The 26523-nt window shown below is 64.1% G+C and carries 24 protein-coding genes, 1 tRNA gene and 1 pseudogene; 7 read left to right on the top strand and 19 right to left on the bottom strand.

Going from position 1 to position 26523, the window contains the following annotated elements; translation table 11 throughout:
- The first annotated feature begins 3 nt into the window (after nt 1-3).
- On the top strand, nt 4-849 hold the full coding sequence (locus tag FJW06_RS01190; protein ID WP_140746749.1) for an EamA family transporter: 846 nt from the start codon (nt 4-6) through the stop codon (nt 847-849).
- On the opposite strand, the gene FJW06_RS01185 is transcribed toward FJW06_RS01190, so the two are convergent.
- From FJW06_RS01185 to FJW06_RS01120, 14 genes are all read right to left on the bottom strand, one after another.
- Nucleotides 850-2067 carry an MFS transporter gene (locus tag FJW06_RS01185; protein WP_140746746.1) on the bottom strand — a complete coding sequence of 406 codons (1218 nt, stop codon included), beginning with the start codon at nt 2065-2067 and terminating at the stop codon, nt 850-852.
- Nucleotides 2068-2160: 93 nt separating this feature from the next.
- Nucleotides 2161-2478 carry a Dabb family protein gene (locus tag FJW06_RS01180; protein WP_140746743.1) on the bottom strand — a complete coding sequence of 106 codons (318 nt, stop codon included), beginning with the start codon at nt 2476-2478 and terminating at the stop codon, nt 2161-2163.
- A complete protein-coding gene (locus FJW06_RS01175) occupies nt 2432-4117 on the bottom strand; it encodes a GMC family oxidoreductase N-terminal domain-containing protein (protein ID WP_140746740.1) in 1686 nt (561 codons plus the stop codon). The genes FJW06_RS01180 and FJW06_RS01175 overlap by 47 nt, the downstream gene beginning before the upstream one ends.
- 6 nt (nt 4118-4123) lie before the next feature.
- A complete protein-coding gene (locus FJW06_RS01170; RefSeq protein ID WP_140746737.1) occupies nt 4124-4885 on the bottom strand; it encodes a 3-ketoacyl-ACP reductase in 762 nt (253 codons plus the stop codon).
- Entirely contained in the window at nt 4882-6384 is a 1503-nt protein-coding gene (locus FJW06_RS01165; RefSeq protein WP_140746734.1) for a GMC family oxidoreductase, read from the bottom strand. The genes FJW06_RS01170 and FJW06_RS01165 overlap by 4 nt, the downstream gene beginning before the upstream one ends.
- A 6-nt stretch (nt 6385-6390) precedes the next feature.
- A complete protein-coding gene (locus tag FJW06_RS01160; protein WP_140746731.1) occupies nt 6391-7506 on the bottom strand; it encodes an ABC transporter ATP-binding protein in 1116 nt (371 codons plus the stop codon).
- Between the two features lie 24 nt (nt 7507-7530).
- The gene (locus FJW06_RS01155; RefSeq protein WP_140746728.1) at nt 7531-8475 is read right to left on the bottom strand and encodes a carbohydrate ABC transporter permease; all 945 of its coding nucleotides are present in this window, start codon (nt 8473-8475) and stop codon (nt 7531-7533) included.
- The gene (locus tag FJW06_RS01150; protein ID WP_140746725.1) at nt 8472-9431 is read right to left on the bottom strand and encodes a sugar ABC transporter permease; all 960 of its coding nucleotides are present in this window, start codon (nt 9429-9431) and stop codon (nt 8472-8474) included. The genes FJW06_RS01155 and FJW06_RS01150 overlap by 4 nt, the downstream gene beginning before the upstream one ends.
- A gap of 126 nt (nt 9432-9557) precedes the next feature.
- A complete protein-coding gene (locus tag FJW06_RS01145) occupies nt 9558-10811 on the bottom strand; it encodes an ABC transporter substrate-binding protein (RefSeq protein WP_140746722.1) in 1254 nt (417 codons plus the stop codon).
- A gap of 57 nt (nt 10812-10868) precedes the next feature.
- Entirely contained in the window at nt 10869-12380 is a 1512-nt protein-coding gene (locus FJW06_RS01140) for an aldehyde dehydrogenase family protein (RefSeq protein ID WP_140747670.1), read from the bottom strand.
- A gap of 10 nt (nt 12381-12390) precedes the next feature.
- Complete coding sequence (locus tag FJW06_RS01135) at nt 12391-13167, bottom strand: enoyl-CoA hydratase/isomerase family protein (protein ID WP_140746719.1); 777 nt, start codon at nt 13165-13167, stop codon at nt 12391-12393.
- Complete coding sequence (locus FJW06_RS01130) at nt 13160-14761, bottom strand: acyl CoA:acetate/3-ketoacid CoA transferase (protein ID WP_140746716.1); 1602 nt, start codon at nt 14759-14761, stop codon at nt 13160-13162. The genes FJW06_RS01135 and FJW06_RS01130 overlap by 8 nt, the downstream gene beginning before the upstream one ends.
- Nucleotides 14758-15774 (bottom strand): Gfo/Idh/MocA family oxidoreductase, encoded by a 1017-nt coding sequence (locus FJW06_RS01125; RefSeq protein WP_140746713.1) that lies wholly within the window; start codon nt 15772-15774, stop codon nt 14758-14760. Before FJW06_RS01125 ends, FJW06_RS01130 begins: the two co-directional genes overlap by 4 nt.
- Complete coding sequence (locus FJW06_RS01120; protein ID WP_140746710.1) at nt 15771-16814, bottom strand: LacI family DNA-binding transcriptional regulator; 1044 nt, start codon at nt 16812-16814, stop codon at nt 15771-15773. The genes FJW06_RS01125 and FJW06_RS01120 overlap by 4 nt, the downstream gene beginning before the upstream one ends.
- 241 nt (nt 16815-17055) lie before the next feature.
- Here FJW06_RS01120 and FJW06_RS01115 point away from each other — a divergent pair, with 241 nt between their 5' ends.
- Together FJW06_RS01115 and FJW06_RS01110 are read left to right on the top strand one after the other, a co-directional pair.
- A complete protein-coding gene (locus FJW06_RS01115) occupies nt 17056-18210 on the top strand; it encodes a dihydrodipicolinate synthase family protein (protein ID WP_140746707.1) in 1155 nt (384 codons plus the stop codon).
- A gap of 232 nt (nt 18211-18442) precedes the next feature.
- Nucleotides 18443-18781 carry a DUF1330 domain-containing protein gene (locus FJW06_RS01110; RefSeq protein WP_140746704.1) on the top strand — a complete coding sequence of 113 codons (339 nt, stop codon included), beginning with the start codon at nt 18443-18445 and terminating at the stop codon, nt 18779-18781.
- Here the strand turns inward: FJW06_RS01110 and FJW06_RS01105 are convergent.
- Together FJW06_RS01105 and FJW06_RS01100 are read right to left on the bottom strand one after the other, a co-directional pair.
- Nucleotides 18760-18834: transfer RNA gene (locus FJW06_RS01105), tRNA-Val, on the bottom strand. The two genes, FJW06_RS01110 and FJW06_RS01105, sit on opposite strands and share 22 nt — an antisense overlap.
- Nucleotides 18835-18952: 118 nt before the next feature.
- Entirely contained in the window at nt 18953-19315 is a 363-nt protein-coding gene (locus FJW06_RS01100) for a response regulator (protein WP_006199474.1), read from the bottom strand.
- A gap of 213 nt (nt 19316-19528) precedes the next feature.
- Between FJW06_RS01100 and FJW06_RS01095 the strand changes: the two genes are divergently transcribed.
- Together FJW06_RS01095 and hisN are read left to right on the top strand one after the other, a co-directional pair.
- Nucleotides 19529-20422, top strand: a complete 894-nt coding sequence (locus FJW06_RS01095; protein WP_181178102.1) for an N-formylglutamate amidohydrolase — start codon at nt 19529-19531, stop codon at nt 20420-20422.
- Between the two features lie 356 nt (nt 20423-20778).
- Complete coding sequence (gene hisN, locus FJW06_RS01090) at nt 20779-21552, top strand: histidinol-phosphatase (RefSeq protein ID WP_140746701.1); 774 nt, start codon at nt 20779-20781, stop codon at nt 21550-21552.
- Nucleotides 21553-21597: 45 nt separating this feature from the next.
- On the opposite strand, the gene FJW06_RS01085 is transcribed toward hisN, so the two are convergent.
- Nucleotides 21598-22554, bottom strand: coding sequence for an alpha/beta hydrolase (locus FJW06_RS01085; protein WP_140746698.1), 957 nt, complete (start codon nt 22552-22554; stop codon nt 21598-21600).
- A gap of 516 nt (nt 22555-23070) precedes the next feature.
- Here FJW06_RS01085 and FJW06_RS01080 point away from each other — a divergent pair.
- Both FJW06_RS01080 and FJW06_RS01075 read left to right on the top strand, forming a co-directional pair.
- Nucleotides 23071-23538 carry an Hsp20 family protein gene (locus FJW06_RS01080; protein WP_040997220.1) on the top strand — a complete coding sequence of 156 codons (468 nt, stop codon included), beginning with the start codon at nt 23071-23073 and terminating at the stop codon, nt 23536-23538.
- Between the two features lie 135 nt (nt 23539-23673).
- Nucleotides 23674-24425: pseudogene (locus FJW06_RS01075) on the top strand (sulfite exporter TauE/SafE family protein).
- On the opposite strand, the gene FJW06_RS01070 reads toward FJW06_RS01075, so the two are convergent.
- Entirely contained in the window at nt 24422-25327 is a 906-nt protein-coding gene (locus FJW06_RS01070; protein ID WP_140746694.1) for an MBL fold metallo-hydrolase, read from the bottom strand. The pseudogene FJW06_RS01075 and the gene FJW06_RS01070 overlap by 4 nt on opposite strands.
- Nucleotides 25328-25337: 10 nt before the next feature.
- The gene (locus tag FJW06_RS01065; RefSeq protein ID WP_140746691.1) at nt 25338-26387 is read right to left on the bottom strand and encodes a low specificity L-threonine aldolase; all 1050 of its coding nucleotides are present in this window, start codon (nt 26385-26387) and stop codon (nt 25338-25340) included.
- Nucleotides 26388-26523: the final 136 nt, after the last annotated feature.

The raw sequence follows: 26523 nt of genomic DNA, 5'->3' as shown, positions 1-26523 counted from the left end.
GGGATGACACTGTTCGTCTTCCTGGCGGTGCTCTCGGCGGCTGCCATGCACGCGATCTGGAACGCGCTGGTCAAGGTGCATCTCGACCGCTTCCTGTCGATCACGCTGATGACGCTCGGCATGGGCGCCGCGGCGCTCGTGGTGCTGCCCTTCGTCGAAGTGCCGCAGGCGGAGGTCTGGCCATTCATCTTCGCCTCGGTTTTCTTCCACATGGGCTACCGGGCATTTCTGATCGGCGCCTATAAGGCGGGCGATTTCGCGCAGACCTATCCGCTGGCCCGCGGCACCGCGCCCCTGCTCTCGGCGCTCGGCGGCATCGTCATGGTCGGCGAGGTTCCGGCGCCGTTCGCCATCCTCGGCATCGTGCTTCTGTCGGCTGGCACGCTGGTCATGTCGTTCCGGGGCGGCGCGCATCTGGAGAAGGTCAATCCGCGCGCCGTCGGTCTCGCGCTCGGCACGTCGATCTTCATCGCCAGCTACACGCTCTCCGACGGCAGCGGCGCGCGGTTGGCGGCGACGGCGACGAGCTACGCCGCCTGGCTGTTCGTCTGCGATGCGGCGTGGGCGCTCGTGCTGTGCATTGCCTTCCGCGGACCGAGGTCGCTTCCGGTGCTGGCGCGCGACTGGAAGGCCGGGCTGTTCACCGGCGTGCTCAGCGGCGCGGCCTATTGGATCGTGATGTGGGCGATGACCAAGGCGCCGATCGCCTCGGTCGCGTCGCTGCGCGAGACCTCGATCCTGTTCGCCATGCTGATCTCGGTGCTGGCGCTGGGCGAAAAGATGACGGCCTGGCGTGCAGCCGCGGCGCTTGGCATTGTCGCCGGCGTCGCGGCGCTCAGGATGGGCTAATCAGCCGAGCACAGTCATCACCTGGCCGCGCTTTTCCGGACTGAAGCGGATGACGACGATGATGCAGACCGCGACCACGCCGGCAAACAGGGCCAGCGCATAGCCGTAGCTGCCTCCTGGCGCTTCGGCGATGCCGGCCTGGTAGGGGCCGCCATAGGAGGCCGCCAGATTGCCGGCCTGATAGATGAAGCCGGGCAAGGTCGCCCGCACCGAGCCCGGCGACAATTCATTGAGATGCACCGGGATGACGCCCCAGGCGCCCTGCACCGCCACCTGCATGATGAAGGCGCCGATCGCCAGCATGAAGGGCGTGGTCGTATAGGCCCAGAGCGGAATTGCCGGCAGGGCGATCACGCAAGCGAGCGTGATGGCGTTGATGCGGCCGATCCTTTCCGACAGCGCGCCGAAGGCCAGGCCGCCGACGATAGCGCCGATATTGGCGACGATGGTGATCCAGCTCACCGTGTGCGTGTCGAAGCCGTGCTGCTTCTTCAGGAAGGTCGGATAGAGGTCCTGCGTGCCATGGCTGAAGAAGTTGAAGAACATCATCAGCACCACCGCATAGAGCGCGACGCCCCAGTGCTTCCGCAGCGTTTCGAGGAGGCCAGGCCGCGCCTGGGCGCGGCCTTCGACGAAGGCCGGCGATTCCGGCACATGCGAGCGGATGAAGAGCACGATCAGCGCCGGCACGAAGCTAAGCAAGAACATGGCGCGCCAGCCGAAGGTGAAGTCGCCGATCTTCTGGCCGTAGAGCAGGCCATAGACCACCGCAGCCAGCAGATAGCCGGCCGGATAGCCGCATTGCAGGATGCCGGAGACCGTGCCGCGCGCGCTCGGCGGAATGGACTCCATGGCGAGCGAGCTGCCCAGGCCCCATTCGCCGCCCATGGCGATGCCGAACAGCGCGCGCAACGCCAGGAATATGCCGAGATTGGGCGAGAAGGCGGCCAAAGCCCCGATCACCGAATAGCTGACGATGTTGAGCATCAGGATTGGCTTGCGACCGTATTTGTCGGCAAGCATGCCGAAGAAGAACGCGCCGATGAAGCGCGTCGCCAATGTCAGGAACAGTGCTTTGGAGACCGCCGGCACGTCGGTCTGGAACTCAGCGGCAATATCGGTGAGCAGGAATGTCAGAAGGAAGAAATCAAAAGCGTCGAGCGTCCAGCCGAGGAACGATGCGACTACGGTTTTCTTCTGTTCAGTGGTGAGGTTCAAGGCGGTCCTCCTTTTCAATCCCCCAAAAGCAACGATATGTTCACGGGAGGGCAAAAGAGAACCGGACGCCGGCCGGTTTTAAGCGGTGAGCGGTCACATTTGCGTCACCTCGAGATCGATGACCATCAGCCCCTCGGTGCCGCCATCGAGGGCGGCGACAAGGCGCGCGCCGGCGCGCTGATGTGCCTCGTGCACCAGATAGGCGTCGCGCGCGGCGGCATCGCGGAAATCGATGGTGAAACCTTGCGTGAAGCCGCGCGCGAAAGGCTCGGGGCTGACATTGACGCCGAAATGCACTTGGCTCATGCCGTCGATGACGGTCCGCAGCGCTTCGAGATCGGCGTGGATCGCCGCGCGCTCGGTTTCAGGAACGTCGCCGCGAAAGCGGGCAAAGACGCAGTGCCGGATCATCGTTGATGCCTCGTGCCGCCTGGTTGCCCTTGAACACGGCCGGCGGCAGCGGCTCGCGGCCGAGGATCAGGTCGGCGCCTTTTTCGCCGACCATGATGGTGGGCGCATTGGTGTTGGAGGAGGGGACGCGCGGCATCACGGAGGCGTCGCAGACGCGTAAGGCGTCGATGCCGCGCAACCTCAAATCCGGCGTCACCACGGCCATCGCGTCGTGGCCCATACGGCAGGTGCCGACGGGATGATGATCGGTCTTGGAGGTGCGGCAGGCATAATCGAAAAGGTCGGCGTCGCTCTGCAGGTTCGGGCCCGGAAGCACCTCGCGCAGCACATAGGGCTGCAGCGCCTTCTGCCGCATGATCTCGCGCGCCAGCCTGAGGCCCTTGATCGACATGTCGCGATCATAGGGATCGGACCAATAGTTCGGGTCGATCAGCGGATGGTCGGCCGGGTCGGCGCTCTTCAATCGCACGGTGCCGCGTGAGCGCGGGCGCAGGAAGGCGGAGTTGAGCGTCACGCCCGGATTCTTCAGCTTCTCGACGCCGGCCTCGATGCCGGAGCCGAGGCCGAGATGGAACTGGATGTCGGGCGAGGCGGCCGTCGGGTCGGCGTACCAGAAGCCGCCGGTCTCGAACAGGCTTGAGGCGACGGGACCCTTCTTGAGCAAGAGATACTGCAGACCAGCCCATAGCGTGCGGTGCAGCTTGGCGTAGTTGTCATAGGTGTGGTCGCCGGTGCATTCGGCGATCACGAACAGATCGAGATGGTCCTGCATGTTGGAGCCAACGCCGGGCAGGTCATGCATCGGCGTGACGCCGACCGACCTCAAATGGTCGGCCGGGCCGATACCCGATTGCATGAGAAGCTTCGGCGAGCCGATGGCGCCCGACGAGACGATCACCTCGCGTTCGGCGCGCAGGATAGACTTTTGCCCGCCCGGCCGGTCGACCATCTCCACGCCGATGGCGCGGCCTTTCTCGACGACGACGCGGGTGACCAGCACATCGGTCCTGACCGTCAGATTCTTGCGGGCGCCGATCGGCTTCAGATAGGCGACGGAGGCCGATGAGCGCCGCGCATTCTTTTGGGTCAGCTGATAATAGCCGACGCCCTCCTGGCTCGCGCCATTGAAATCCGGGTTGAAGGGGATGCCCATTTCCTGACCGGCGCGGAAATAGGCCTCGCAGATCGGCAGCGGCGAGATCGGGTTCGAGACGCCGAGCGGGCCCTGGTCGCCATGGAAATCGTTGGCGAAGCGCTGGTTGTTCTCGGCCCGCTTGAAATAAGGCAGCACGTCGCGATAGCTCCAGCCGGTCAGCCCTTCCTCTTTCTCCCAGGCGTCGTAGTCGCGGGCGTTGCCGCGCGTGTAGATCTGGGCGTTGATCGACGAGCCGCCGCCGACCACCTTGGCCTGCGTGTACCAGAAGACGCGGTCCTTCATGTTTCTCTGCGGTACGGTCGACCAACCCCAAGAGGCGATGCCCTTGGTCATCTTGGCGAAGCCCGCTGGCATGTGGATCAACGGGTGCCAGTCCTTGCCGCCTGCCTCCAGAAGCAGCACCGAATTCGATGGATCTTCGCTCAGCCGGTTGGCGAGAACGCAGCCGGCCGGACCGGCGCCAACAATGATGTAGTCAGCCATTGTTCCTCACAAGCGTGGCACGGAAAGCGCGCCGTCGACGTCGATGACCGATCCGGTCGAAAAACCGAATTTGCCAGAGGCGAGCGCGGCCACGACGCCGCCGATGTCGGCGGCCTCGCCCCAGCGTTTGGCAGGCACCAGGCCACCCTCGATCAGGGCGTCATACTTGGCGGAAACGCCGGAGGTCATGTCGGTGCGGATGATGCCCGGCCGGACCTCGAACACGCCGATGTTCTCGGGTGCCAGCCGCAGCGCCAGGTTCTTCACCCACATCGAAAGGCCGGCCTTGGAAATGCAGTAGTCTGCTCGTTCCGGCGAAGCCATGGCGGCGCTCACCGAGGTGATAGTGATGATCGACCGGGCCGAAACGGCAGGGGTCGCCAGCATGGCCTTGGCGACGGCCTGGCTGAGGAACACCGTGCCGCGCAAGTTGATATCCAGCGCGCGATCGAAATTCTCCGGCTTCAATTCCAGAAGATCGCCGCGCACCACGGCGCCGACGCCGGCATTGTTGACCAGGCAATCGATGTGGCCGAAGGCGTTGATTGCGGCTTCGACAAGTGTCGAATGGCCGCCGAGATAAGCGATGTCGCAGGCGGCATAGGCAAACTTCGCGTCGCGCCTAGTGATCTTTTCGGCCAGTCCGTCGGCGGGTTTCCCGGCAAGATCGGCGACAAGAATGTCGAAACCGGCATGGGCCAGTGCCTCAGCGCAGGCAAGCCCTATGCCGCGCGCGCCGCCGGTGACGATGGCTGCCGGACGGGTCATGCGGCGAGCTCCGTCTTGCGGATGTAGTCGGCAACCCGCAGCGCCTGGGCGGCGATCGACAGCGCCGGATTGACCGCGGCGGAGGTCGGCAGGAAACCGCCGTCGACGACGAACAGGTTCCGGTGATCCCAGGCGCGGCAGAATGGATCGAGCGGCGAGGTGGCCGGATCGTTACCCATCTTCACCGTGCCGCACTGGTGCGAGGGCGTGCGTTTGTCGAAGGGGCGCGACAGCACGATCGGATAACCGCAGGCGCGCAGGTTCTCTCGCATCACCTTGGTCAGGCCTTCCAGCGACTGCATGTTGGAGCGCCGCCACTGCATGACGATCTCCTTGCCGTCGACCATGATACGGCTTTCGGGATCGGGCAGGTCCTCGCACATCAGGTACCAGTCGACGGCGTGGCCGGCCATGAAGTCGAGCACGAATTTCGGCATCGTCTTCACATTGGCCTTGAGCATGTTGCCGTCGATCTTGCCGAGCAGCTGCACATTGCCGAGCGGCTTGCCGCCTTTGCCGTCCGATAGATAGTAGTCGTTGAGCATCAGCGTCTTCTGGTAGACGCTGTCGTTGCGGCGGCGCGGGTCGATCGCCAGCATCGCGCTCGAATTATGGTTCATGAAATTGCGTCCGACCTGGTCGGAGCTGTTGGCAAGGCCTTTGCCTTTCGCCGACGGCGAGCGCAGCAGGATGGCCGCCGAATTGATTGCGCCGGCCGACAAGATGACGAGCTTCGGCGACAGCGTCTTTTGCGCGCCATCTTGCGTGTAGTGGATGGCGGCAATCGCCTTGCCGTCCGGCGATGTCTCCAGCCAGTCGACATGGGCTCCGGTTTCGAGGCGGATGTTCTTGTCGGTGAGCGCTGCCGTCAGCGGGCCGGTCTGGGCGTCGATCTTGCCCTGGCCGGTGTTGGGGAAGGCGTCCCAGCCCGTCCTGCCTTCCTTCAGCCAGGTCTCGATGTCGACGCCGAGCGGTAGCGAGGCGGGATGCAAACCGAGGGATTTGAGCTCGGCGCGGGCGCGCGCGATCGGCGGCTCGTCCGGCACCGGCCTGAAGGCGTATGGGATCGAATGGAACGGTTCGGTCGGGTCCTCGCCGAGTGTGCCGCGCACGCGAAAAAGCTGCTCGGCCTTCGAATACCAGGGCTCGAATTCGTCATAGGAAAACGGCCAGGCCGGCGAGACGCCGCCGAAATGCTCGAGCTCGGAAAAATCCTCCTTGCGGTAGCGGATCAGGACCGCGCCGAAGAATTTCGAATTGCCGCCGACATAATAGTAGTTGCCGGGGTTGAAGGCAGCGCCGCCGGCCTCGCGCCACATCTCCTTCGGCCGGTAGTGCTCGTCGATGAAGATCGATCGTGTCGAGCGCGCATGCGGCGTCGCCGGCAGCGGCTCGCCGCGCTCCAGGATCAGAATCGAGGCGCCGCTGCCGGCCAAGCCGGAGGCGATCGTGGCGCCGCCGATGCCGGAGCCGATGATGACGATATCCGGGTTTGCCATGACGTTTTAAAGAATGCGCTTCTCGGTCGCCGGGTCGAAGAACACCGCCTTGCTTAGGTTGAACGCAAGCGCCGTGCTGGTGCCGGGCTGGATCCTGGCATCGGCCCTGAGCCGCGCCACCACGCCCTTGCCGCCGAGATTGGTGACGGCGAAAGTGTCGGAGCCGGCCGGCTCGACCACTTCGATGTGGCAGTCGGCGGTGGCGATGTTCGAACCGTTGCGCTCGGCGCCTTCCGGGTCGGTCAGCGCTTCGGGACGCACACCGAAGATTACCTGCTTGTCCTTGAAGGCCGAAAGGCCGGCGGGCGCGCCGGGCATCGGCAGCACGATCGGCTGGCGCGACTCGCGGTCGAGCACCACCGAAAGCCCGCTGCCATTGGCGTCGATCTTGGCCGGGATCAGGTTCATCGCCGGCGAGCCCATGAAGTCGGCGACGAAGATGTTGGTCGGGTTGTTGTAGATCTCGGCCGGCGTGCCGAATTGCTGCACCTCGCCGTCGCGCATGACCGCAATCTTGGTCGCCAGCGTCATCGCCTCGATCTGGTCGTGCGTGACATAGACGATCGTCGTGCCGGTGGTGGCATGCAAGCGCTTGATCTCGATGCGCATGTCGACGCGCAGCTTGGCGTCAAGGTTCGAGAGCGGCTCGTCGAACAGGAAGAGCTTTGGGTCGCGCACCAGTGCCCGGCCCATGGCGACGCGCTGGCGCTGGCCGCCGGAGAGCTGGCTGGGCTTGCGGTTGAGCAGGTGGCCGATCTGCAGGATCTTGGCGACCTTGTCGATCGCCGCCTGGCGCTCCGCTGCCGGCACACCGCGCATCTCCATGCCGAAGGCGATGTTGCCGGCAACCGTCATGTTCGGATAGAGCGCGTAGCTCTGGAAGACCATGGCGATGTCGCGCTTCGAAGGATGCAGGTCGTTGATGGCGCGGCCGTCGACGCGGATCTCGCCCTCGGTGATCTGTTCCAGCCCCGCAATGGTGTTGAGCAGCGTGGACTTGCCGCAGCCGGACGGGCCGACCAGCACCAGGAAGCCGCCCTTTTCGAGCTCGACATTGATGCCCTTCAGGATCTCGACATTCCCAAAGCGCTTCTTCAGCCCATCAATTTCCAGAAAAGCCATGGTCGGTTCCTTCAGAAAATAGGGTCAGCCCTTGACCGCGCCCGCCATCAGCCCGCGCACGAAATAGCGGCCGGCGACGACATAGACGATCAGGGTCGGGAGCGCGGCAATCATTGCCGCCGCCATGTTGACGTTGTATTCGACCACGCCGGTCGAGGTGTTGACGACATTGTTCAGCGCCACCGTCATCGGCATGACGTCGCCGGAGCCGGCATAGGCGGAGGCGAACAGGAAGTCGTTCCATATGTTGGTGAACTGGTAGATCACCGTCACGACGATGATCGGCAGCGAATTGGGCAGCATGATGCGCCGAAATATCTGGAAGAAGGACGCGCCGTCGACCTGCGCCGCTTTCACCAGTTCGGTCGGGAAGGCCTCGTAATAGTTGCGGAAGAACAAGGTGGTGAAGCCGAGGCCGTAGACCACATGGACGAAAACCAGGTTCACGGTCGAATTGCCGAGACCGAAGTTGAACCCGGTCGCGTTCTGCAAGGTCACGCCGAAGCGGCCGAGGCTGCCGAGGATGGTCGCCATCGGCAACAGCACCGACTGGAACGGGATGAAGCAGGCGAACAGCATCATGGCGAAAACCAGCGTGTGGCCGCGGAAGCGCCATTTGGTCAGCACATAGCCGTTCAACGCGCCAAGCAGCGTCGAGATCAGCACCGCCGGCACGACCATCTTGATGGAGTTCCAGAAGTAGCCCTTCATGCCGACGCAGGTCAGGCCCGAGCAGACTTCGCTCCACGCCTTTATCCATGGCGCGAAAGTCGGCGCATGCGGCAGCGCCAGCATGTTGCCGTTCTGGATCTCGTCCATGGTCTTGAACGAGGTGACCAGCATGACGAAGAGCGGCATCAAATAGAAGATCGCGAACAGCGAGAGCAGCCCATAGATCACGATGCGGTTGAACGTTCTGGCACGGACGCCGCTTGTGGCCTGGCGGGCGGGTGAAGTGACGGCGCTCATCGCGACTTCTCCCTGAGCTCGGAGTAGAGGTACGGAACGATGATGGCCGTGATGGTCATCAGCATGATCACAGCGCTGGCCGAGCCGACCGCCATCTCGTTGCGCTTGAAGGTGAACTCGTACATGAAGTTTGACGGCAGCCAGGCCGAGCCGCCGGGCCCGCCGCTGGTCAGCGCCACCACCAGGTCGTAGGACTTGATGGCGAGGTGCGCGAGCACGATGAAGGCCGACAGGAACACGGGCCGCAGAAGCGGGATGACGATGCGGCGGTAGAGCTGGAAGGTGGACGCGCCGTCGATCTGCGCCGCCTTCATGATCTCGCCGTCGATGCCGCGAAGACCGGCCAGGAACATCGCCATGATGAAGCCGGAAGCCTGCCAGACGCCGGCGATCACCACCGTGTAGATGACGAAATCCTTGTTCTTGATCCAGTCGAAATGGAAGCTCGTCCAGCCCCATTGATGCAGCGTCTGCTCCAGCCCGAGGCCGGGATCGAGGAACCATTTCCAGGCGACGCCGGTGACGATGAAGGAGAGCGCCATCGGGTAAAGATAGATCGGCCTCAAGACGCCTTCACCGCGGATCTTCTGGTCGAGCAGGATGGCCAGGAACAGGCCGAGCGCCAGGCAGATCAGAATGTAGAGGAAGCCGAAGATGCCCATATTGGTGATCGAGGTGTACCAGCTCGACGGCGGGTCGCTCTCGAAAGTCCAGCGCCACAGCCGCTGATAGGCGCGGGCGCTGGTGATGTCGTAGGACGGGAAGGTCTTGGAATTGGTGAAGGACAGATAGATCGTCCACAGGATGAAGCCGTAGACGAAGACGATCGTCGCCGCGAAGCTTGGCGCCAAAACGATCTTCGGCAGCAGATCCTGCAGCTGCGAACGGACCGATGCGCCGGGACGGGCGTCATGCTCCGGTGTCAGCTTGATCTGGGTTTCGGCAACTGTGCTCATCGGCTTGTCCAGTTCCGGTTGGTCGGAAACCGCCCGGCGCCAGAACGCACCAGGGTTGTCCCACACCTTTTGTCGACAGGAGAACCTCCCCCGCCGAAGCGGGGGAGACCTGAGTTCAAGCGAACCTTACTTGGCGTCGTCGATCGCCTTGACCAGTTCGGTCACGGCCTCGTCGGAGGTCTTGATCTGACCATGGACGAACTTGGACACGACATCCTTGTAGGCGTTGGCGACGGCCGGCGGGGCGCCATAGCCCTGGGCCAGCGAGCCGAACAGCGTGCCGCCTTCGTTGGCCTTCTTCAGGTCGGCGATGCCCTTCTTGCCGCAGGCGTCGAAGTCGGTGTCAGGCACGTCGGTGCGGGCCGGAACCGAACCCTTCACCACGTTGAAGGCCGACTGGAAGCTCTTCGACAAGGTGGCGGTGGCGAGTGCCACCTGGGCGGCCTTGCGGTCCTCCGGCACGTTAAACATGCCGAACATGTCGGAGTTGTAGATCACCGAACCGTCGGTGCCCGGGAAGCGGTAGCAGAGGAAGTCGGTGCCCGGGGTCTTGTTGGCGGCGTGGAACTCGCCCTTGGCCCAGTCGCCCATGACCTGAACCAGCGCGTCGCCCTTGATGACCATGGCGGTGGCGAGGTTCCAGTCGCGGCCCGAGAAGTTCGGATCGACATAGGTGACGAGCTTGGCGAGGTTGTCGAACGACTTCTTCATCGTGTCGGACTTGAGCGACTCTTCGTCGAGGTCGTTCATTGCCTTCTTGTAGAATTCCGGCCCGCCGGTCGACAGCACGACGGAGTCGAACATGGTGGCTTCCTGCCAGTTCTGGCCGCCCAGCGCGAGCGGGATGACGCCGGCAGCCTTGGCCTTGTCGAGCAATGCCACGAAGTCGTCGAAGGTCTTCGGCTCGGTGCCGCCGATCTTGTCCATCACCGCCTTGTTGATCCACAGCCAATTGACGGAGTGGACGTTGACGGGAGCGGCGACCCACTTGCCGTCATAGACGGAAAACTTCTGCAGGGCAGCCGGAACCGACTTGTCCCAGCCTTCCTTCTTGGCGGTCTCGGTCAGGTCGCCCATGACGCCGGCGGCGGCATAGTCGAGCACGGTGTAGCCGAGCATCTGCGAGGCGGTCGGGTAGTTGCCGGCCGCAACCATAGCCTTCAGCGCGGTCATGGCGGCATCGCCGCCGCCGCCGGCCACCGGCACGTCCTTCCAGGCATAGCCTTCCTTGGCCAGATCCTGCTTCAGCACGTTCAGAGCAGCCGCTTCGCCGCCCGACGTCCACCAATGCAGCATCTGCACTTCCTTGACGTCCGCGGCATGCGCCGAGAACGCAAAGCTCGTCGCAAGAGCCGTTCCGATAAGCAATTTGCGCAACATGTACTACCTCCCTTGTTGCATACACATAACCGGCGGTGTCCGCCGGGGTCTCCCAACTCAGCCGACCCACCAACCGGTGCGCTGGCCGCGATGAAACTGGATGGTCTTTTCCTCGGTATAGTCCTCGACCGCGCGTTTGCCGAGTTCGCGTCCCAGGCCGGACTGCTTGCAGCCGCCGAAGGGCAGTTCGGGATAACCTTCCATGAACGTATTCACCCAAACCGTCCCCGAACGCACGCCGCGCGCCACCGACATGCATGTGTCGACGCCGGCGCTCCATACCCCTGCAGACAGACCATAGGGCGTGTTGTTGGCAATGTGCAATGCCTTTTCAATCGTTTCAAAAGTGAGCACGGACAGCACCGGCCCGAACACTTCCTCGCGCGCGATCGCCATATCCTCTGTAACGTTACGGATGATGGTCGGATCGAGATATTGCCCGGCATTGGATGGAAGCCGGGCGCCGCCGGCGAAAACGTTGCCCCCGTCGGTTTTCGCCGCCGTTACATAGCCGGCTACCTTTTCCATGTGATCGGCCGAGATCATCGCGCCGACCTTGGTGCGGTCGTCGAGCGGATCGCCGACGCGAACTTTTTCGACCAGTGCCTTGACCGCGGCCAGGAAATCGTCGGCGATCGCCTCATGCACGATCAGCCGGCTGCCGGCATTGCAGCATTCGCCGGCGTTGAAGAAGCCGCCGAACACCGCGGCGTCCGCCGCCGCCTCGAGGTCGGCATCGGGGAAGACGATCTGGCCGTTCTTGCCGCCGAGCTCCATCGAGACCTTCTTCAAGGAGTTCGAGGCAGCGGCCATCGTTGTCTTGCCGACGCGGGTCGAGCCGGTGAAAGACACCATCTCGACCAGCGGATGGCTGACCATCGGTGCGCCGACATCGGCGCCGTAGCCGGCGAGGATGTTGACGACACCCACCGGCAAGCCGGCCTCCAGCAGGATGTCGCCGAGCACGAAGGTCGAGGCCGACGTCATCTCGCTGGGCTTCACCACCGCCGTGCAGCCGGCGGCCAGCGCGAAAGGCAGCTTCTGGCTGACGATCAGGAAGGGGAAGTTCCACGGCGTGATGATCGAGACGACGCCGATCGGCTCGCGCAGCACGACGCCCAGCATATCGTCGCCGAGATTGGCGTAGCTTTCGCCATGTAGCGTGCGGGCAAGCGAGGCGGCATAGCGCCAGATGTCGATCGCGCCGCCGATCTCGCCGCGCGCCTGGGCGATCGGCTTGCCGGATTCCAGCGCATCGAGGCGGGCGATCTCTTCCAGTCGCATCTCGATCAGGTCGGCCGTCTTCAGCAGAACCGCCGCGCGTTCCGACGCCTTCATGCGCGGCCATGGGCCGGTCTCGAACGCCTTGTGCGCGGCTTGCACCGCCGCCTCGACTTCCGATGCGCCTGCCTGCGCATAGCGGGAGACGATGAAGCCGTGGCCGGGGCTGGCGCGCTCGATTGTGCGGCCGTCGCGGCCTTCGATATGCTTGCCGTCGATCAGAAGTTTGTAAGCCTTCGGCGCTCGGGACGCCTCGGCCGGCATGGCAATGTTGAGCGGTGCGTTCATCATGTCTTCTCTAGGATCTCGAAAAGGCTGGCTTCTGCTTGGCCTTGAAGGCGCCGACGCCGGTCTTCAGGTCGGCGGTCATCGCAATGAAGCCGCTGGCCAGCGCTTCCACGGCGGCGGCGTCTTCCTCGCCCTCGGCAACGCCGATCATCAGCTTGGCGGCTTCGGTCGCTAGCGGGCCGCGCTCGGCAATCTTCTCGGCCCAACCCTTGGCTTCATCGAAAGCCTTGCCGGTTTCGGCCACGCGGTCGACGATGCCGTGCGCGAGCGCGTCGGCCGCCAGGAAAATCTCGCCACCAACCGCCATCCGGCGCACGATCTGTGCACCGAAGCGGCGCACGGCGCGCTGCGTGCCCGACCATCCTGGAACGATGCCGATCGAGGTTTCGGGGAAGCCGAGTTTTATCTGCGCTTCGGCGACGCGGAAATCGCAGGCCGCGGCCAGTTCCAGTCCGCCGCCCAGCGCATGACCGGACAGCACGGCGATGGTCGGTTGCCGGAGCCGCGCCAGCCGGTCGAAGACGCGGTGGCCGTAGCGCACCCATTGCACCTGGAAATCGGCGGCGCTTAATTGTGCCCAGGCCTCGACGTCGCCGCCGGCGCAGAAGCCCTTGCCTTCGCCGCGGATCAGCACGACGCGAACGCCCTCAGCCAGTTCCGCTTCGTCGAGTGCCGTTTCGAGCGCGCGCAGCATCGGAATGTCGAGCGCGTTGAATTTCTCTGGACGGCGCAGCGTGACGATGCCGACGGCACCGTCCCTTTCGAAAGTGACGAGACGCTCAGCCATGCGCGCCTCCGAGCGAGGCGCCGCCATTGAGCGACAGGCCCATCGGCCGGTCCTGATAGAGCGCTGCAGGCGTGACCTTGAGGTCGTTGGCGACGGAGAGTGGAATCTCGGCCTGCGCTAGCACGTCGCGTTCGAGGTCGACGCCGGGGGCCAGCTCGGTGACCATCAGCCCATCCGGCGTCAGCTTCATCACGCAACGCTCGGTGACATAGGTGATGTCCTGCCCTTGAGCGACAGCGCGTTTTCCCGAGAAGGAAATGTGCTCGACCTCCTCGACTACCTTCTTGACCTTGCCTTCCTGTTCGATGCGTATCGCGCCATTGGCGAGCGAAAGCTTGGTGCCGGCATTGAAGAAGCCGGAGAAGACGATCTTCTTTGCCCGCGCGGTGATGTCGACGAAACCGCCGGCGCCGGCGGTGACATGCGGCCGCGCCGAGAGCTTCGAAACGTTGACCGAGCCGTGGCGGTCGATCTGCAGGAAGGAGAGCAGCGAGGCGTCGAAGCCGCCGGCCTGGAAATAGATGAACTGATGCGGCGAAGGCATGATCGCCTCGGCGTTCGAGGCGCAGCCGAACTTGAAGTCGAGCAGCGGCACGCCGCCGACCGCGCCCTGCTCGATCACCCAGGTAACCTTGCCGTGCTGGCCTTCCTCGAGAAGGATACGCGGCACATTGGCCGAGATGCCGAAGCCGATGTTGACGGCCATGCCGTCGCGCAATTCCATGGCGACGCGACGCGCGATGACCTTCTGGATGTTCATTTCCGGCGTGCGGAAGGTCGACAGCGGCCGGAAGATCTCGCCGGAGATCGCTGGATCGTAAGAGGTCTGCGTGGTCTGCAACTGGTCGGGCGCGACCACGATGTGGTCGACCAGCACGCCGGGCACGCGCACGTCGTGCGGCTTCAGCGTGCCGTTCTCGACGACGCGCTTGACCTGCGCAATGACGATTCCGCCATTGTTGCGGGCCGCCAGCGCCTGCTCCAGGCCTCCGAGATAGGCGCCCTCATGCTCGTAGGTGAGATTGCCGCGCTCGTCGGCGGAGGTGGCGCGGATGATCGAGATGTTCGGCACGATGGCGCGGAAATAGAGCCATTCCTCGCCGTCGAATTGTTGGACCGAGACGATCGGCTCGCTGGCCGCGGCGTTCATCGCGCAGCCCTGGTGGCGCGGATCGGCAAAGGTGTCGAGGCCGACCTTGGTCAGCACGCCAGGCCGCTTGGCGGCGGCCTCGCGATGCATGTCGAACAGGATGCCGGACGGCACGTTGTAGGCGGCGACGGAATTGTCGCCGATCATCTTCCAGATCTGAGGCGGCTCGGCGGAGGAGGGGCCGGAGGGATAGGAGCCGCAGAGCGTGCGCTTCAGCAGGCCTGGCTTGGCGAGATGGTCGATGCCCTTGATGCCGTACATGTCGCCGGCGGCGATCGGGTGCAGCGTGGTGATCGCCTTCGGATGGCCTTCCGCGTCGAAGCGCTCGCCGATCGCGGCAAGCACGGCTTCCGGGCAGCCGAGGCCGCTCGAGGACGATATCGAGACGACCATGCCGTCCTTGATCAGGCCGGCGGCATGGGCCGCAGAGACGAGCTTGCTCACGCGAGGCTCCCGAGTTGCGGATCGATGACCACGGTCTTGCCGGTCTTCGATGATTGAAGTGCTGCTTCGGCCGATGCCAGCGACCAGATGCCGTCCTCGCCGGTGGCGGCGGGCTGGCCCTCGCCGCGGATCGCGGAATGGAACTGGCGGACCGAGCGGGTGTAGAGGTCCTCGCGGTCGAAGCTCAATTCTTCCTCGCCGCTCGCGGTGCGCAGCAGCACCGAGCCGACCGGCTTCTGCGTCATTACGTTGGTGGCGATCAGCGAGCCTTCCGAGCCATGCACCTCGAAGCCGGTGCCGGCGAATTTCGTCGTGAAGCCCTCGTGCGATTGCGCGATGACGCCGGATTTGAAGCGCCAGATGCACATCGCGCCGTCCTCCAGACCGCTCCCGGCCATGCCGGCGGATTGCGTGAAAGCCGAAATGTCGACCGGGTCGTCCCCGAGCACGAAGCGCAGCGTGTCGGCATCGTGCACGGTAATGTCGAGCACCACGCCGCCGCCGGCTTCTGGCTTGGTGATGCGCCAGCCCTGCAGGTTTTCCGGCAGGAAGACGGAGTGGAAGACGCGCGCCGCGATCGGCTTGCCGATGCGACCGGCAGCGATCGCCTCGCGCATGGCGCGGTGCGCGCCGGCGTTGCGCAGATGATGGTTGGTGCCGAAGATGATGCCGGCGGCTTTCGCGGCGACAACCATCTCACGCGCATCGGCGCTGGTCAGCGCCAACGGCTTCTCGCACAGCACATGCTTGCCAGCCTTGATCGCGGCCAGACCCTGCTCGAGGTGCAATTCGTTGGTAGTCGAGATGTAGACGGCGTCGATATCGGTGCCGAGCAGCGCATCGAGGGTCGAGACAGCGACAGGGATGCCGTTCTCGCCGGCATAGGCTTGAGCACGCTCGGCGCTTGAGCTCATCACGGCGGCGACCTCGCCATCGGCCTGCGCGCGGATGGCATTGATCATGAACTGTCTGGCGATCGTGCTGGCGCCGATCAATCCCCATCGCACGCTCATGCCGCGTCCCCCACTTGGCTGTTGCGGTCCGGACCGCTGCTTTCCCGCACGACCAGGCTGATGGCGCCGATATGATCCTCGGCGCGCGTGGTGCGCGACTGGATCATCTTCAGCATGACGTGGGCGGCGCGCTCGCCGAGGCCCGCGGTATCGACGGCAACGCTGGTCAAAGCCGGCGTGTAGTGCTCGGCCTCGGCGACGTCGTCGAAGCCGACGACGGCGAAGTCCGCCCCCGCCTCTAGGCCGCGTTTGCGCAGCGCCAGCATGACGCCGAAGGCGACCGCGTCGTTGAAGCAGAGCGCCGCCGTCGGCGGCTGCGCCGAGGCAAGCGCCGTCTCCAGGCAAGCCATGCCACCCTTGCGGCTGGTCTCGCCCTCGACGACCGTTCTGTCGGCGGCGGGGATACCCAGCGTTTCGCAAGCATCGACAAAGCCGCCCAACCTCTGTTGATAAACGACGAGGTCGGACGAGCCGCCGAAGAACGCCAGGCGGCGATGGCCCTTGCGGATCAGATGCTCGGTGGCAAGCACGGCGCCGCGATGATTGTCCGGCGCGATCACCGGAATGCGGCTCTCCGGCAGCCGGCGCATGGTGAAGACGATCGGCAGGCCCGCCGCCTCGATGCGGCGGAAAGCGCCGGGCGCGGTGCCGCGCGCCGGCGATACAATGAGGCCGGCGACGCCCTGCTCCATCAGCGACTTCAGCACCTCTTCCTGGCGCACTGGGTTTTCGGCCGTGTTGGCGATGAAGGGAACGACGCCCGCCGCTTGGAAGACGCGCTCCATGCCGACGGCAAGCTCGGCAAAAAAGGGGTTGGTGAGATCGTTGATCACCATGCCAATGACGTTGGAATGGGCCTTGCGCAGATTGGCAGCGCCGCGGTTGTAGACATAGCCGACATCCTCGATCGCCTTGCGCACTTTGGTCGCGGTTTCGGGCCGGATCAGTCCGCTGCCCTGCAGCACGAGCGATACCGTTGATTTGGACACGCCGGCTTCGCGGGCGATGTCCAGGATCGTCGCCTTGGCCCGGCTGGCCATCCCCGTTCCGTCCTCTGCGTTTTGAGTAAATTTATTGGAACGTTCTAATCATCGTTCCAAATCAGAGTCAATCGTAATTCCCGCGAGATTTGAAAAATTGATTGATACGGTTCAAAATCCCAACGAACGCAAGGGTCCTGCAAGAGGGGAACGGTGCTTCAACAGTTAAGGCGCCTTGAATCATAAAGCTTCTTGATTTATTGGAACGTTCCATTTACAGCGGCCGCAACGGGAGAGTTCGATGGACATCACCTTGCCTGCGAAAAACGGCGACCTGGTCAGCTACCGGCTCGTCGGAAAACCGGCCGAACCGATCAAAGGCGCGAGTTTTTCGCGCATCGCCTATGCCGCGGCCCATGTCGTGGCCGACCCCATCGCCATGACCGATCCATGGTCTCGCGCCGCGGTCGACTGGGACACGACGATGGCGTTCCGCCATCATCTGTGGCGGCTCGGCTTCCGCATAGCCGAGGCGATGGATACCTCGCAGCGCGGCATGGGTTTCGACTGGGCGAGCGCCAAGGAATTGATCCGGCGTTCGATCGGCGAGGCGCGCACGGTGCCGGGCGCCGATCTCGCTTCGGGCGCCGGCACGGATCACCTCGCTCCGGCGGCTGCGAGATCGCTCGACGATGTCGTCCATGCCTATGAGGAGCAGTTCGCCTTCATCGAAGGCGAGGGCGGCAAGGCGATCATGATGGCCAGCCGTGCGCTGGCAGCAATTGCCAAAGGGCCGGACGATTATGCACGCGTCTACGACCGGATACTAAGCCAGGCGTCGGGCAAGGTGATCCTGCACTGGCTGGGCGACATGTTCGATCCGGCGCTCAAGGGTTACTGGGGCAGCCAGGATTTCGAGGCCGCGCTCGACACGGTCGTCGCCATCACCGAGCGGCATGCGGGCAAGGTCGAGGGCATCAAGATATCGCTGCTCGATGCGCACAAGGAAGTGCTGCTGCGCGACCGGCTGCCCGAGGGCGTCGTGATGTTCACCGGCGACGATTTCAATTATCCGGAGCTGATCGGGGGGGACGGCAAGAGGCATTCACATGCACTGCTCGGCATCTTCGACGCCATCGCGCCGGTGGCCAATGCCGCGCTGGCGAAGCTGGCCGAAGGCGATCGTGCCGGTTACGACGCGCTGATGGCGCCGACGGTGCCGCTGTCGCGAAAAATCTTCGAGGCGCCGACCGAATACTACAAGGCCGGCATCGTCTTCATGGCCTGGCTGAACGGTCATCAGGACCATTTCACCATGGTCGGCGGCATGCAGTCGGCGCGCGGCATATGCCATTATGCCGATGTCTTCCGCCTCTCCGACCAGGCCGGCTTGTTGGCCGATCCCGATCTTGCCATCGCACGGATGAAGACTCTGCTGGCAATGGCCGGCATCTGATCCGGCCCCGTGCAGACTTGTGCGGCCCCCGTGGCGGGCGGATCGCGAGATCGCGACTGACTCGCACAGCAAGCTGACCATGCCGCTCAGGACAACTCGGCGCCGCCGAAGACGTTGCCAATGCCTGCCTATCCGGCATCGGACATGGGTAATTCGTCACCGGACATTTGTTGCGCATCAACGGCGGCGGGTTCATGGTGCCGGACCGTAATCGATAAGGGAGCGCCTCGGCGTGAATGGATATTGGCTCATCGTCGGAACCGAGATTTCGAACGAGGAGGCGCAGGCCGAGTACGCTCGGCTCTGGAAGCCGATCGGCGAAAAATACCAGGCACGCACCAACACGACAAAGCAGCCACCGCTGCTCGTCGAGGCGCGCGACGCCAAGCGCATGGTCCTCGTGGAGTTTCCCTCGCTGGAACTCGCCAAGGCTTGCTGGCGAACCATGATGGCGCAGCGAGCCGCGTGCGGTTTCGCTCATGTCAAGACGTCGCCTGCTTACGCCGCCGCTTGTGTCAGGCAGTGGCGGAAACCTCTGAGTTGGAAGGATGGTGGGCGTGACAAGGATTGAACTTGTGACCCCTGCAATGTCAATGCAGTGCTCTCCCGCTGAGCTACACGCCCATCCGACGCCGCGCATACACCACTTTTGATCCGGCGCGTCAATAGTGGGAATGTGGAAAGACGGCTTCCGTTTGTCGCAGCGGCGAAGTGTTGCCGATGCAGGTCCCCGACGCAGGCCTCAGGCTGCCTGCAGCATCTTCTCGACCTCGTTGACGAGATCGCGCAGGTGGAAGGGCTTCGAAAGAACCTTGGCGTCCTTGGGCGCCTTGGAATCGGGATTGAGCGCGACCGCTGCGAAACCGGTGATGAACATGACCTTGAGGTCGGGATCGATCTCGGTGGCGCGGCGGGCGAGCTCGATGCCGTCCATCTCCGGCATGACGATGTCGGTCAAAAGCAGCGAGAACGGCTCCTCGCGCAGACGCTCATAGGCGCTGGCGCCATTGTCGAAATCGCTTACCTGGTAGCCGGCGCGTTCCAGCGCCTTGACGAGGAAGCGGCGCATATCGTCATCGTCTTCCGCCAGCAGAATGCGTGCCATCATATCCCGTCCGAATCACCCGCCCCAAGCCTGCCGCCGGGCGAGCCCGTTAACCATCCTGTATATGAGATGGAGGCGGTAAACATCAAGTGAATGAAGGGCATCCCGGATAGGGTTCGAAGCACGGTTTCGCCGCCTGAAATGCTGGACATGCCGGGCGCAAGGTGGCAAGTTTTGCGTCATGACGCAGTGCTTCATCCTGGTTCGTAAAAATTGAAGACGGCAGCCGAGGATTTTTCGGTCGTTCCACCCTTCGAAATCCGATCGGGCGCCGAACAGCGCGTCCCTTTCCTGTTCAACTCACCGCATAGCGGCCGCCACTATCCTGAGCGCTTCCTCGCCATGGCGCGGCTCGACCGCAACGCCATCCGCCGGTCGGAGGACTGCTATGTCGAGGAGCTCTTCGGCGGCGCCGTGCCGCTCGGCGCGCCGCTGCTGGCGGCGAACTTTCCGCGCGCTTATCTCGACGTCAACCGCGAGCCCTGGGAGCTCGACCCGCGCATGTTCGCGGAACCGGTGCCCTCCTTCTGCAACATCCGCTCGGCGCGGGTCGCCGGCGGGCTGGGCACGGTGCCGAAACTGGTCGGCGAAGGGCTCGACATCTATCCCGGCCGCCTGCCGTTGGCCGAAGCGGTGGCCCGCATCGAAGCTGTCTACAAACCTTACCACGAGACGCTGAAGCGGCTCTTGACCAGGACGCATGCCAGGTTCGGCTATGCCGTGCTGATCGACTGCCATTCGATGCCGGCCTCCATCCGCGTCGGTGACAATGGCGTGCGGCCCGACTTCATCGTCGGGGACCGGTTCGGCATCTCGGCCTCGCCGGCGCTGACCGAAATGGCGATCAGCCTGCTTGTCGGGATGGGCTATACGGTCGCGCACAACAAGCCCTATGCCGGCGGCTTCATCACAGAGCACTATGGCAGGCCGGCACGGCACCTGCATGCGCTGCAAATCGAGGTCAATCGCGGGCTTTACATGGACGAGCGGACATTCCAGAAATCGGCCGGCTTCGACGCCCTGGCCTGCGACCTGACCCGCTTTTCGGCCGACCTGATGTCGATGCCCGACCATCATTTCGTCGATTTGCCGCTCGCGGCGGAATGACCATTCGGTCGGGGCGCCGAGTTCTTTACAAGCGCAATTCCGGACGGAAAACCGCCTCACGCTTTTCCCGGAATAGCTCGAAAAAAAGACCGCATCGTTTTCACGACACGGTCGAAGTCTAGGGAGGAAACGCCCAAGGAGGGCACGGACAAGAAAACCTGTCCGATGACAAAATTATTGTGCGTCGCACAAATGTCAATCGACAGCAGGATTTTTAATTCAATATGATGTGGAAATTCCGCTTCGGCGGTTCAGATGTGGCAATCGGGCAACAGAAAGCGGGCGCCTGACCGGTTTTCAGACCGCCTGTTCTGCGAGAAAGAGCGGCTGGCAATAGCCGCGATGGGGAGAGCGACTTGGATATCAGCACCGATTTCATGCGGCGCATCGCGCATGCCGCCGCCGCGGAAACCTTGCCGCGCTTCCGCAGCCAGGGGGCAGTCGCCAACAAGGAGGCGGGAAGCTTCGACCCGGTCACGGAGGCCGATCGCGAGGCCGAGCGCGCGATCCGGGCGCTGATCTCCTCCGAATATCCCGGGCACGGCATCCTCGGCGAAGAGCATGGCAGCCAGAACCTCACCAGCCGGCATGTCTGGGTGATCGACCCGATCGACGGCACCCGCGCCTTCATTTCCGGCATCCCGGTCTGGGGGACCCTGGTCGGGCTGACCGTCGACGGCGATGCGGTCGCCGGCATGATGTCGCAGCCTTTCACCGGCGAACTTTTCTACGCCAATGCGTCCGGGTCGCACTATGAAGGCCCGGGCGGACCGCGCAGGCTGGCGACCCGCAAGACGACCGAACTCGCACAAGCGACGCTGTTCACGACCACGCCGGCCCTGTTCAGGGGCGATGCGCGCAAGCGCTACGACCAGTTCGAGACGAAGGTCCAGCTCGCCCGCTACGGCACCGACTGCTACGCCTTCGCCATGCTGGCCGCCGGCAGCATCGACATCGTCGCCGATCCGGGCCTGAAGCCCTACGACATCGTGGCGCTGATCCCGATCATCGAAAAGGCCGGCGGCGTCATCACCACTTTCGAAGGCGGGCCGGCCGAAAACGGCGGCGACATATTGGCGGCAGCAACGCCGGAACTGCACGCGGCGGCGATGGCGGCGCTGCGCGGCTGATGCGGCCAGCGGCGAGGGTTGGTCACCGCGGGATTTCAATCGCGCTCAGGGAGCGTCGCCGGTGCCGGGAATGAAGGCGTCGAAGGCGGCCAGGAGCTGCTCGCGATAGATGTCCTTCTCCTGCAGGATCTCGTGCTCGGCGCCGTCAATCATCAACAGCGAGCCGACGCGTAGTTTCCTGGCATAGGCTTCAACCGCCTTGGTCGAGACCACCCGGTCGGCGCCGGCGGCGACGATCAGCATCGGCACCTTGATCCTCGCCATGAAATCCGGATCGCTGACGGCTTGCGCGGCCGCGGCCGCCGCCTTCAGCCAGCGGATGGTCGGGCCGCCCAGCGCCAGCTGCGGCCAGGCCTCGTAGATCCCGACATTGCGCCGGTAGCGCTCCGGGTCCGAGGTCACCTTGTTCACCTCGAAAGGCGGCGGCACTTTCGGCCGCGGGCCGAGCGCGGCGTAGAGCCGGCCGAGACCCAGCGCGCAGAAGATCGCGCAGACGCGTCGCACCGTGGCAATCGAGACCGGCAGGTCCGGCACTTCCAGAAAAGGCGCGAGCAGCACCATGCGCCGCACCCGGTTGACCATAGACGGCGAAGCCAGCAGCGCAATAACGGCCCCGGTCGAGTGGGCGAGGATGTAATAGGGACCGCGGCAGTCGGGCAGCACGATCTCCTCGAAAAATTGCTCGAGGTCGCGCGTATAGTCGCGGAAGCTACGCACATAGCCGCGCTGGCGGTCGCGCAGCAGGCGGCTGGAATCGCCCTGACCGCGCCAGTCGAGGATGGCGACGCCGAAGCCGCGATCGGCGAGGTCGCGGATGGTCTCGAAATATTTCTCGATGCATTCGTTGCGCCCGGTCAGCAGAACCACCGTGCCCTGGAGCGGACGGGCGACCGCGGCGAAGACGCCGTAGCGGATCTTCTTGCCGTCAGGTGTGGTGAAGAAGCCGCCCGAGGCATTCTGCGGCGGGGGATTGTCCTCGGTCAGATGGAAAAGATCCGTCATTCGGCGTCGTTGCTTGTTCTTTGCCCGGACGGGCGAGGCGTCGGCATGGTGATAGACGGCCAGCCGGCAAAAGCAAAGCGTTGCGAGGATTTACGCGGCAAGCCGCGAAGAGGAAGGCCGGAAGTGCCTGCGGCGCACTTCCGGCCTCGTCGATCCGGGAGGAAGGGACGTTGCACCCGGTTCGGCCTGGTCGCGGCGCAGGGGGAAGGCGCGCCGCTTGTCTCTCTGTCTCGAGGCAACTCCGGACGGAAAACCGGTTCACGCTTTTCCCGGAAGTGCTCGACTTGACCAAAACATAGCGACGCCTGGCTGAACGGATGCCGAAACCGTGGTTCATCCACCATTCATCAACGTGGCTGCATTGCGACCGGCACGAAAGCCTTGAAATGGCTTTTTGAGCTTCCCAAATGAAGGCTGCGGCCGCCGATGTCGGGGCCGCTGGCCTATCCGAGACGCCTTGCGAGGGTTTCGCACCAGGTCATACGCAAACCATGTTGCTCAACAGGAGAACACCTTATGCGTCACGTTGATTTTTCCCCGCTTTATCGTTCGACCGTCGGCTTCGACCGGCTGTTCACCATGCTCGACTCGCTTGGCCAGCCCGAGACCGCGCAGACCTACCCGCCTTACAACATCGAGCGCACCGGCGAGAATGCCTATCGCATCTCGATGGCCGTTGCCGGCTTCTCGGAAGACGAAATCTCGATCGAAGCCCACCGCAACGTGCTGACCGTCAAGGGCGAGCGCAAGGAAGAGAACAACAGCGAGGGTTCGGAGCTGCTTTATCGCGGCATCGCCTCGAGGTCTTTCGAGCGCCGCTTCCAGCTCGCCGACCACGTCGAAGTGGAAGGCGCCACGCTGAAGAACGGCCTGCTCTTCGTCGACCTCAAGCGCAACATCCCCGAGGAGCTGAAGCCGCGCAAGATCGCGATCACCTCGTCCTCGGACAAGGCCAAGCAGATCGAAGCCAAGGCCGCCGCGTAATCCGCGAGCTCCATCACAGACGACGTCTCCCTCCCGAGACGGAAGCGGCGCCTCGAGGCGCCGCTTTTCGTCGTGCCACCGGCAACCAGCCTTTCTGGCTCTTTTGAAGTACACAGCGGCGGATCATGAAGGACCATGTCCGATTTTTCCCTGCCGCCGACACTCACCGTCGCAATCACTTTCCTGCTCGCCGGCATCGTCAAGGGCGTGACCGGCATGGGCCTGCCGACGCTGGCGATGGGTCTCTTGGGCACGATCATGCCGCCGGTGACCGCTGCCTCGCTGCTCATCGTCCCGTCCTTCGTCACCAATATCTGGCAGCTTTTCGCCGGGCCGAGCTTTTCGGCAGTCCTGCGCCGGCTCTGGCTGATGATGGCCGGCATCCTGGCAGGCACGATCATCGGCGCCCGGCTGCTTGCCAGCGACGACGTCAGATGGACGACCGCCGGCCTCGGCGCCGCGCTCATTCTTTACGCCGCTTATACATTGCTGGCGCGGCAGCCGTCGGTTCCAGCGAGGACAGAGCGCTGGTTTTCTCCGGCCGTGGGCCTCCTCACCGGCTTGGTCACCGGCGGCACCGGCGTCTTCGTGGTGCCTGCCGTCCCCTATATCCAGGCGCTCGGCTTGAGCCGCGACGACCTGATCCAGGCGCTCGGCCTTTCCTTCACCGTGTCGACGATAGCCCTAGCGCTGGGTCTTGCCTCGCATGGCGCGTTCGATGCCGGACATCTGGCGATGTCCTCGCTTGCCGTGCTGCCGGCTGTGCTCGGCAATGGCTGGGGCAAATTCTGCGCCAGAAAATCAGCCCGGCAAGTTTTCGCCGCTGGTTCCTGATTTTTCTGATCCTGCTTGGCGTCGAGCTGCTGCTGCGTGCATTCCTGGCCTAACCGCAACCTTGTCGGCGACTTGCCGCGACGACAGCCTCGACGTTTTGCCGATGAACGGCTTCGTATGGCGCGAAATATTCGGCTGCCGTCGCCGCAAACATGTCGGCGCCGAAAGTTTTCAGGTCCTGCATTGCCAGGTCCGGGTCATGCCGACAGGCGAGCAGCTTGCGAATATAGGCCTGTGTGGCGTCGATGAAGCTCCTGTCGTAGCCGCCGGCTTCGATCGCCTCGAAGGAACCGTGGTTGGGCAGGATCCGGTCAAAGTGCCAACCGGCCATGCGCTCGAGGTCGACCAGATGTTCCGCCAGACGCTCCGGCTCCGAGACATAGGTGACCGAGTCTTCGAGCGTGTCGCCTGCCAGAAGCAGGCCGGCGTCGGGCATCAGCAGCACCGTGCCGTCGTGGCTGTGGATTTCGACCTGGCGCAGTTCGATCGGGATGGCTCCGACCGTCAGGCTGAGACTGTCCTCGAACATCCTGTCGGGCAGGACGAGCGGCTTGATCGGCGGGTTGCCGCTTTCGATCCCGGCGCGGCCGCGTTCGAGCGCCGCGGCGGTGAGGCTGTTGGCAACGATCTCGCAATCCTTAAATACCTCGTTGCCGGCGATATGGTCGTCATGCCAGTGGCTGAGCACGACGCGTATCGAGGTCACGCCCGCCTCCTCGAGCGTCTGCCGGATGAAGCGGGCATGCGGCAGGGAGATGTGCGTGTCGTAGACAAGCGCCTGCGACCCGTCGACGATCGCATAGGTGCAGATGCCGAGCGTGTAGGCGCCGTCGTCGAGCCAGTTCGGCTCGTCCGACCAGATGCGGACGCCATCGACGCGGCCGTCATAGAAGCCCAGCACATTCGGCGCCGGGCGAACCAGCCGCATCGTCGAGCCGAGAGGCGGTCTGGTCATCGCGGGAACGTCAGCCAAGCAAGTGACCGAGACGGTCGATCTCTTCTGTCGTCGTCGCGAAGCTGGCGACGAAGCGGTAGATCGCTTCCTTGTCACCGAGATGGCCATCGAAGCCCTGCGGAACGCCCCATTCGTAGAATTTGGCGCCGGTCGCCTGCAGCTTGTCGGCGGTTTCGCGGTTGAGGATGGCGAACACTTCGTTGGCCTGCGGCAGCCAGGCGAGCCTGCCTGCCGGCGCGTCCTCGATCGCCTCGGCCAAACGCGCGGCCATCTGATTGGCGTGTGCGGCCATCCGCAGCCACAAATCATCGGTGAAATAGGCCTCGAACTGGGCCGAGATGAAGCGGGCCTTGGAGAAGGTCTGTCCCGCGCGCTGGCGCAGCAGGCGCAGGTCCTTGCCGACATCCGGATTGAGGATCACCACCGCATCGGCCATCCAGCAGCCGTTCTTGGTGCCGCCGAAGGAGATGAGGTCGACGCCGCTCTTCCAGGTCATTTCGGCCGGGCTGACGCGGGTCGCCGCAATCGCGTTGGCGAAGCGCGCGCCATCCATGTGCAGCGGCAGCTTGTGGCGGCGGCTGACCTCGGCGATCGCCTTGACGTCGTCGACGCTGTACACAGTGCCGACCTCGGTCGCCTGGGTGAGGGTGACCGCCATCGGCTGGCCGGCGGGAGCAAGGTCCTGCGAGTAGCGCTTGATGGCGCGGTCAAGAAGCTCCGGGTTCATGCGCCCCAGCGGTCCCGGCACCGGAGCGGTGCGCGCGCCGCCGGTGTAGAAACCCATCGCGCCGAACTCGTCGACATTCATATGCGCCTCGGAATGGCAGAGCGCGATGCCGCCGATGCGGTTCAATGCAGCCATGGAGAGCGCATTGGCCGCGGTGCCGGTCGCGACGAAGAAGACCTGCACCTCACGCTCGAAGATCTCGCTGAAGCGGCGATAGACGGCGCGGTCCAGATCGCCGTCGCCATAGGCTGTGGCGACGCCGGCGGCATGGCGTGACAGGTTGGCCGAAATGTCGGGGTGGACGCCTGCCCAGTTGTCGGATGCAAAGAACATCGAGAGGTCCGTATCGTGATTGGCAAAAGCGGCGGGACTTGACCGCTTCGGCGGAAGAAGCGCAAGGGCCAATCGCGGGCAAAGCGGTGAAGCCAGCGCGTCGCCTCGAAAGACCCCGACCAAAGCTTGCATTTCC

It is taken from the genome of Mesorhizobium sp. B4-1-3 (genome assembly GCF_006439355.1).
Classification (GTDB): domain Bacteria; phylum Pseudomonadota; class Alphaproteobacteria; order Rhizobiales; family Rhizobiaceae; genus Mesorhizobium.
This window is presented reverse-complemented; position numbering and strand designations above follow the sequence as displayed.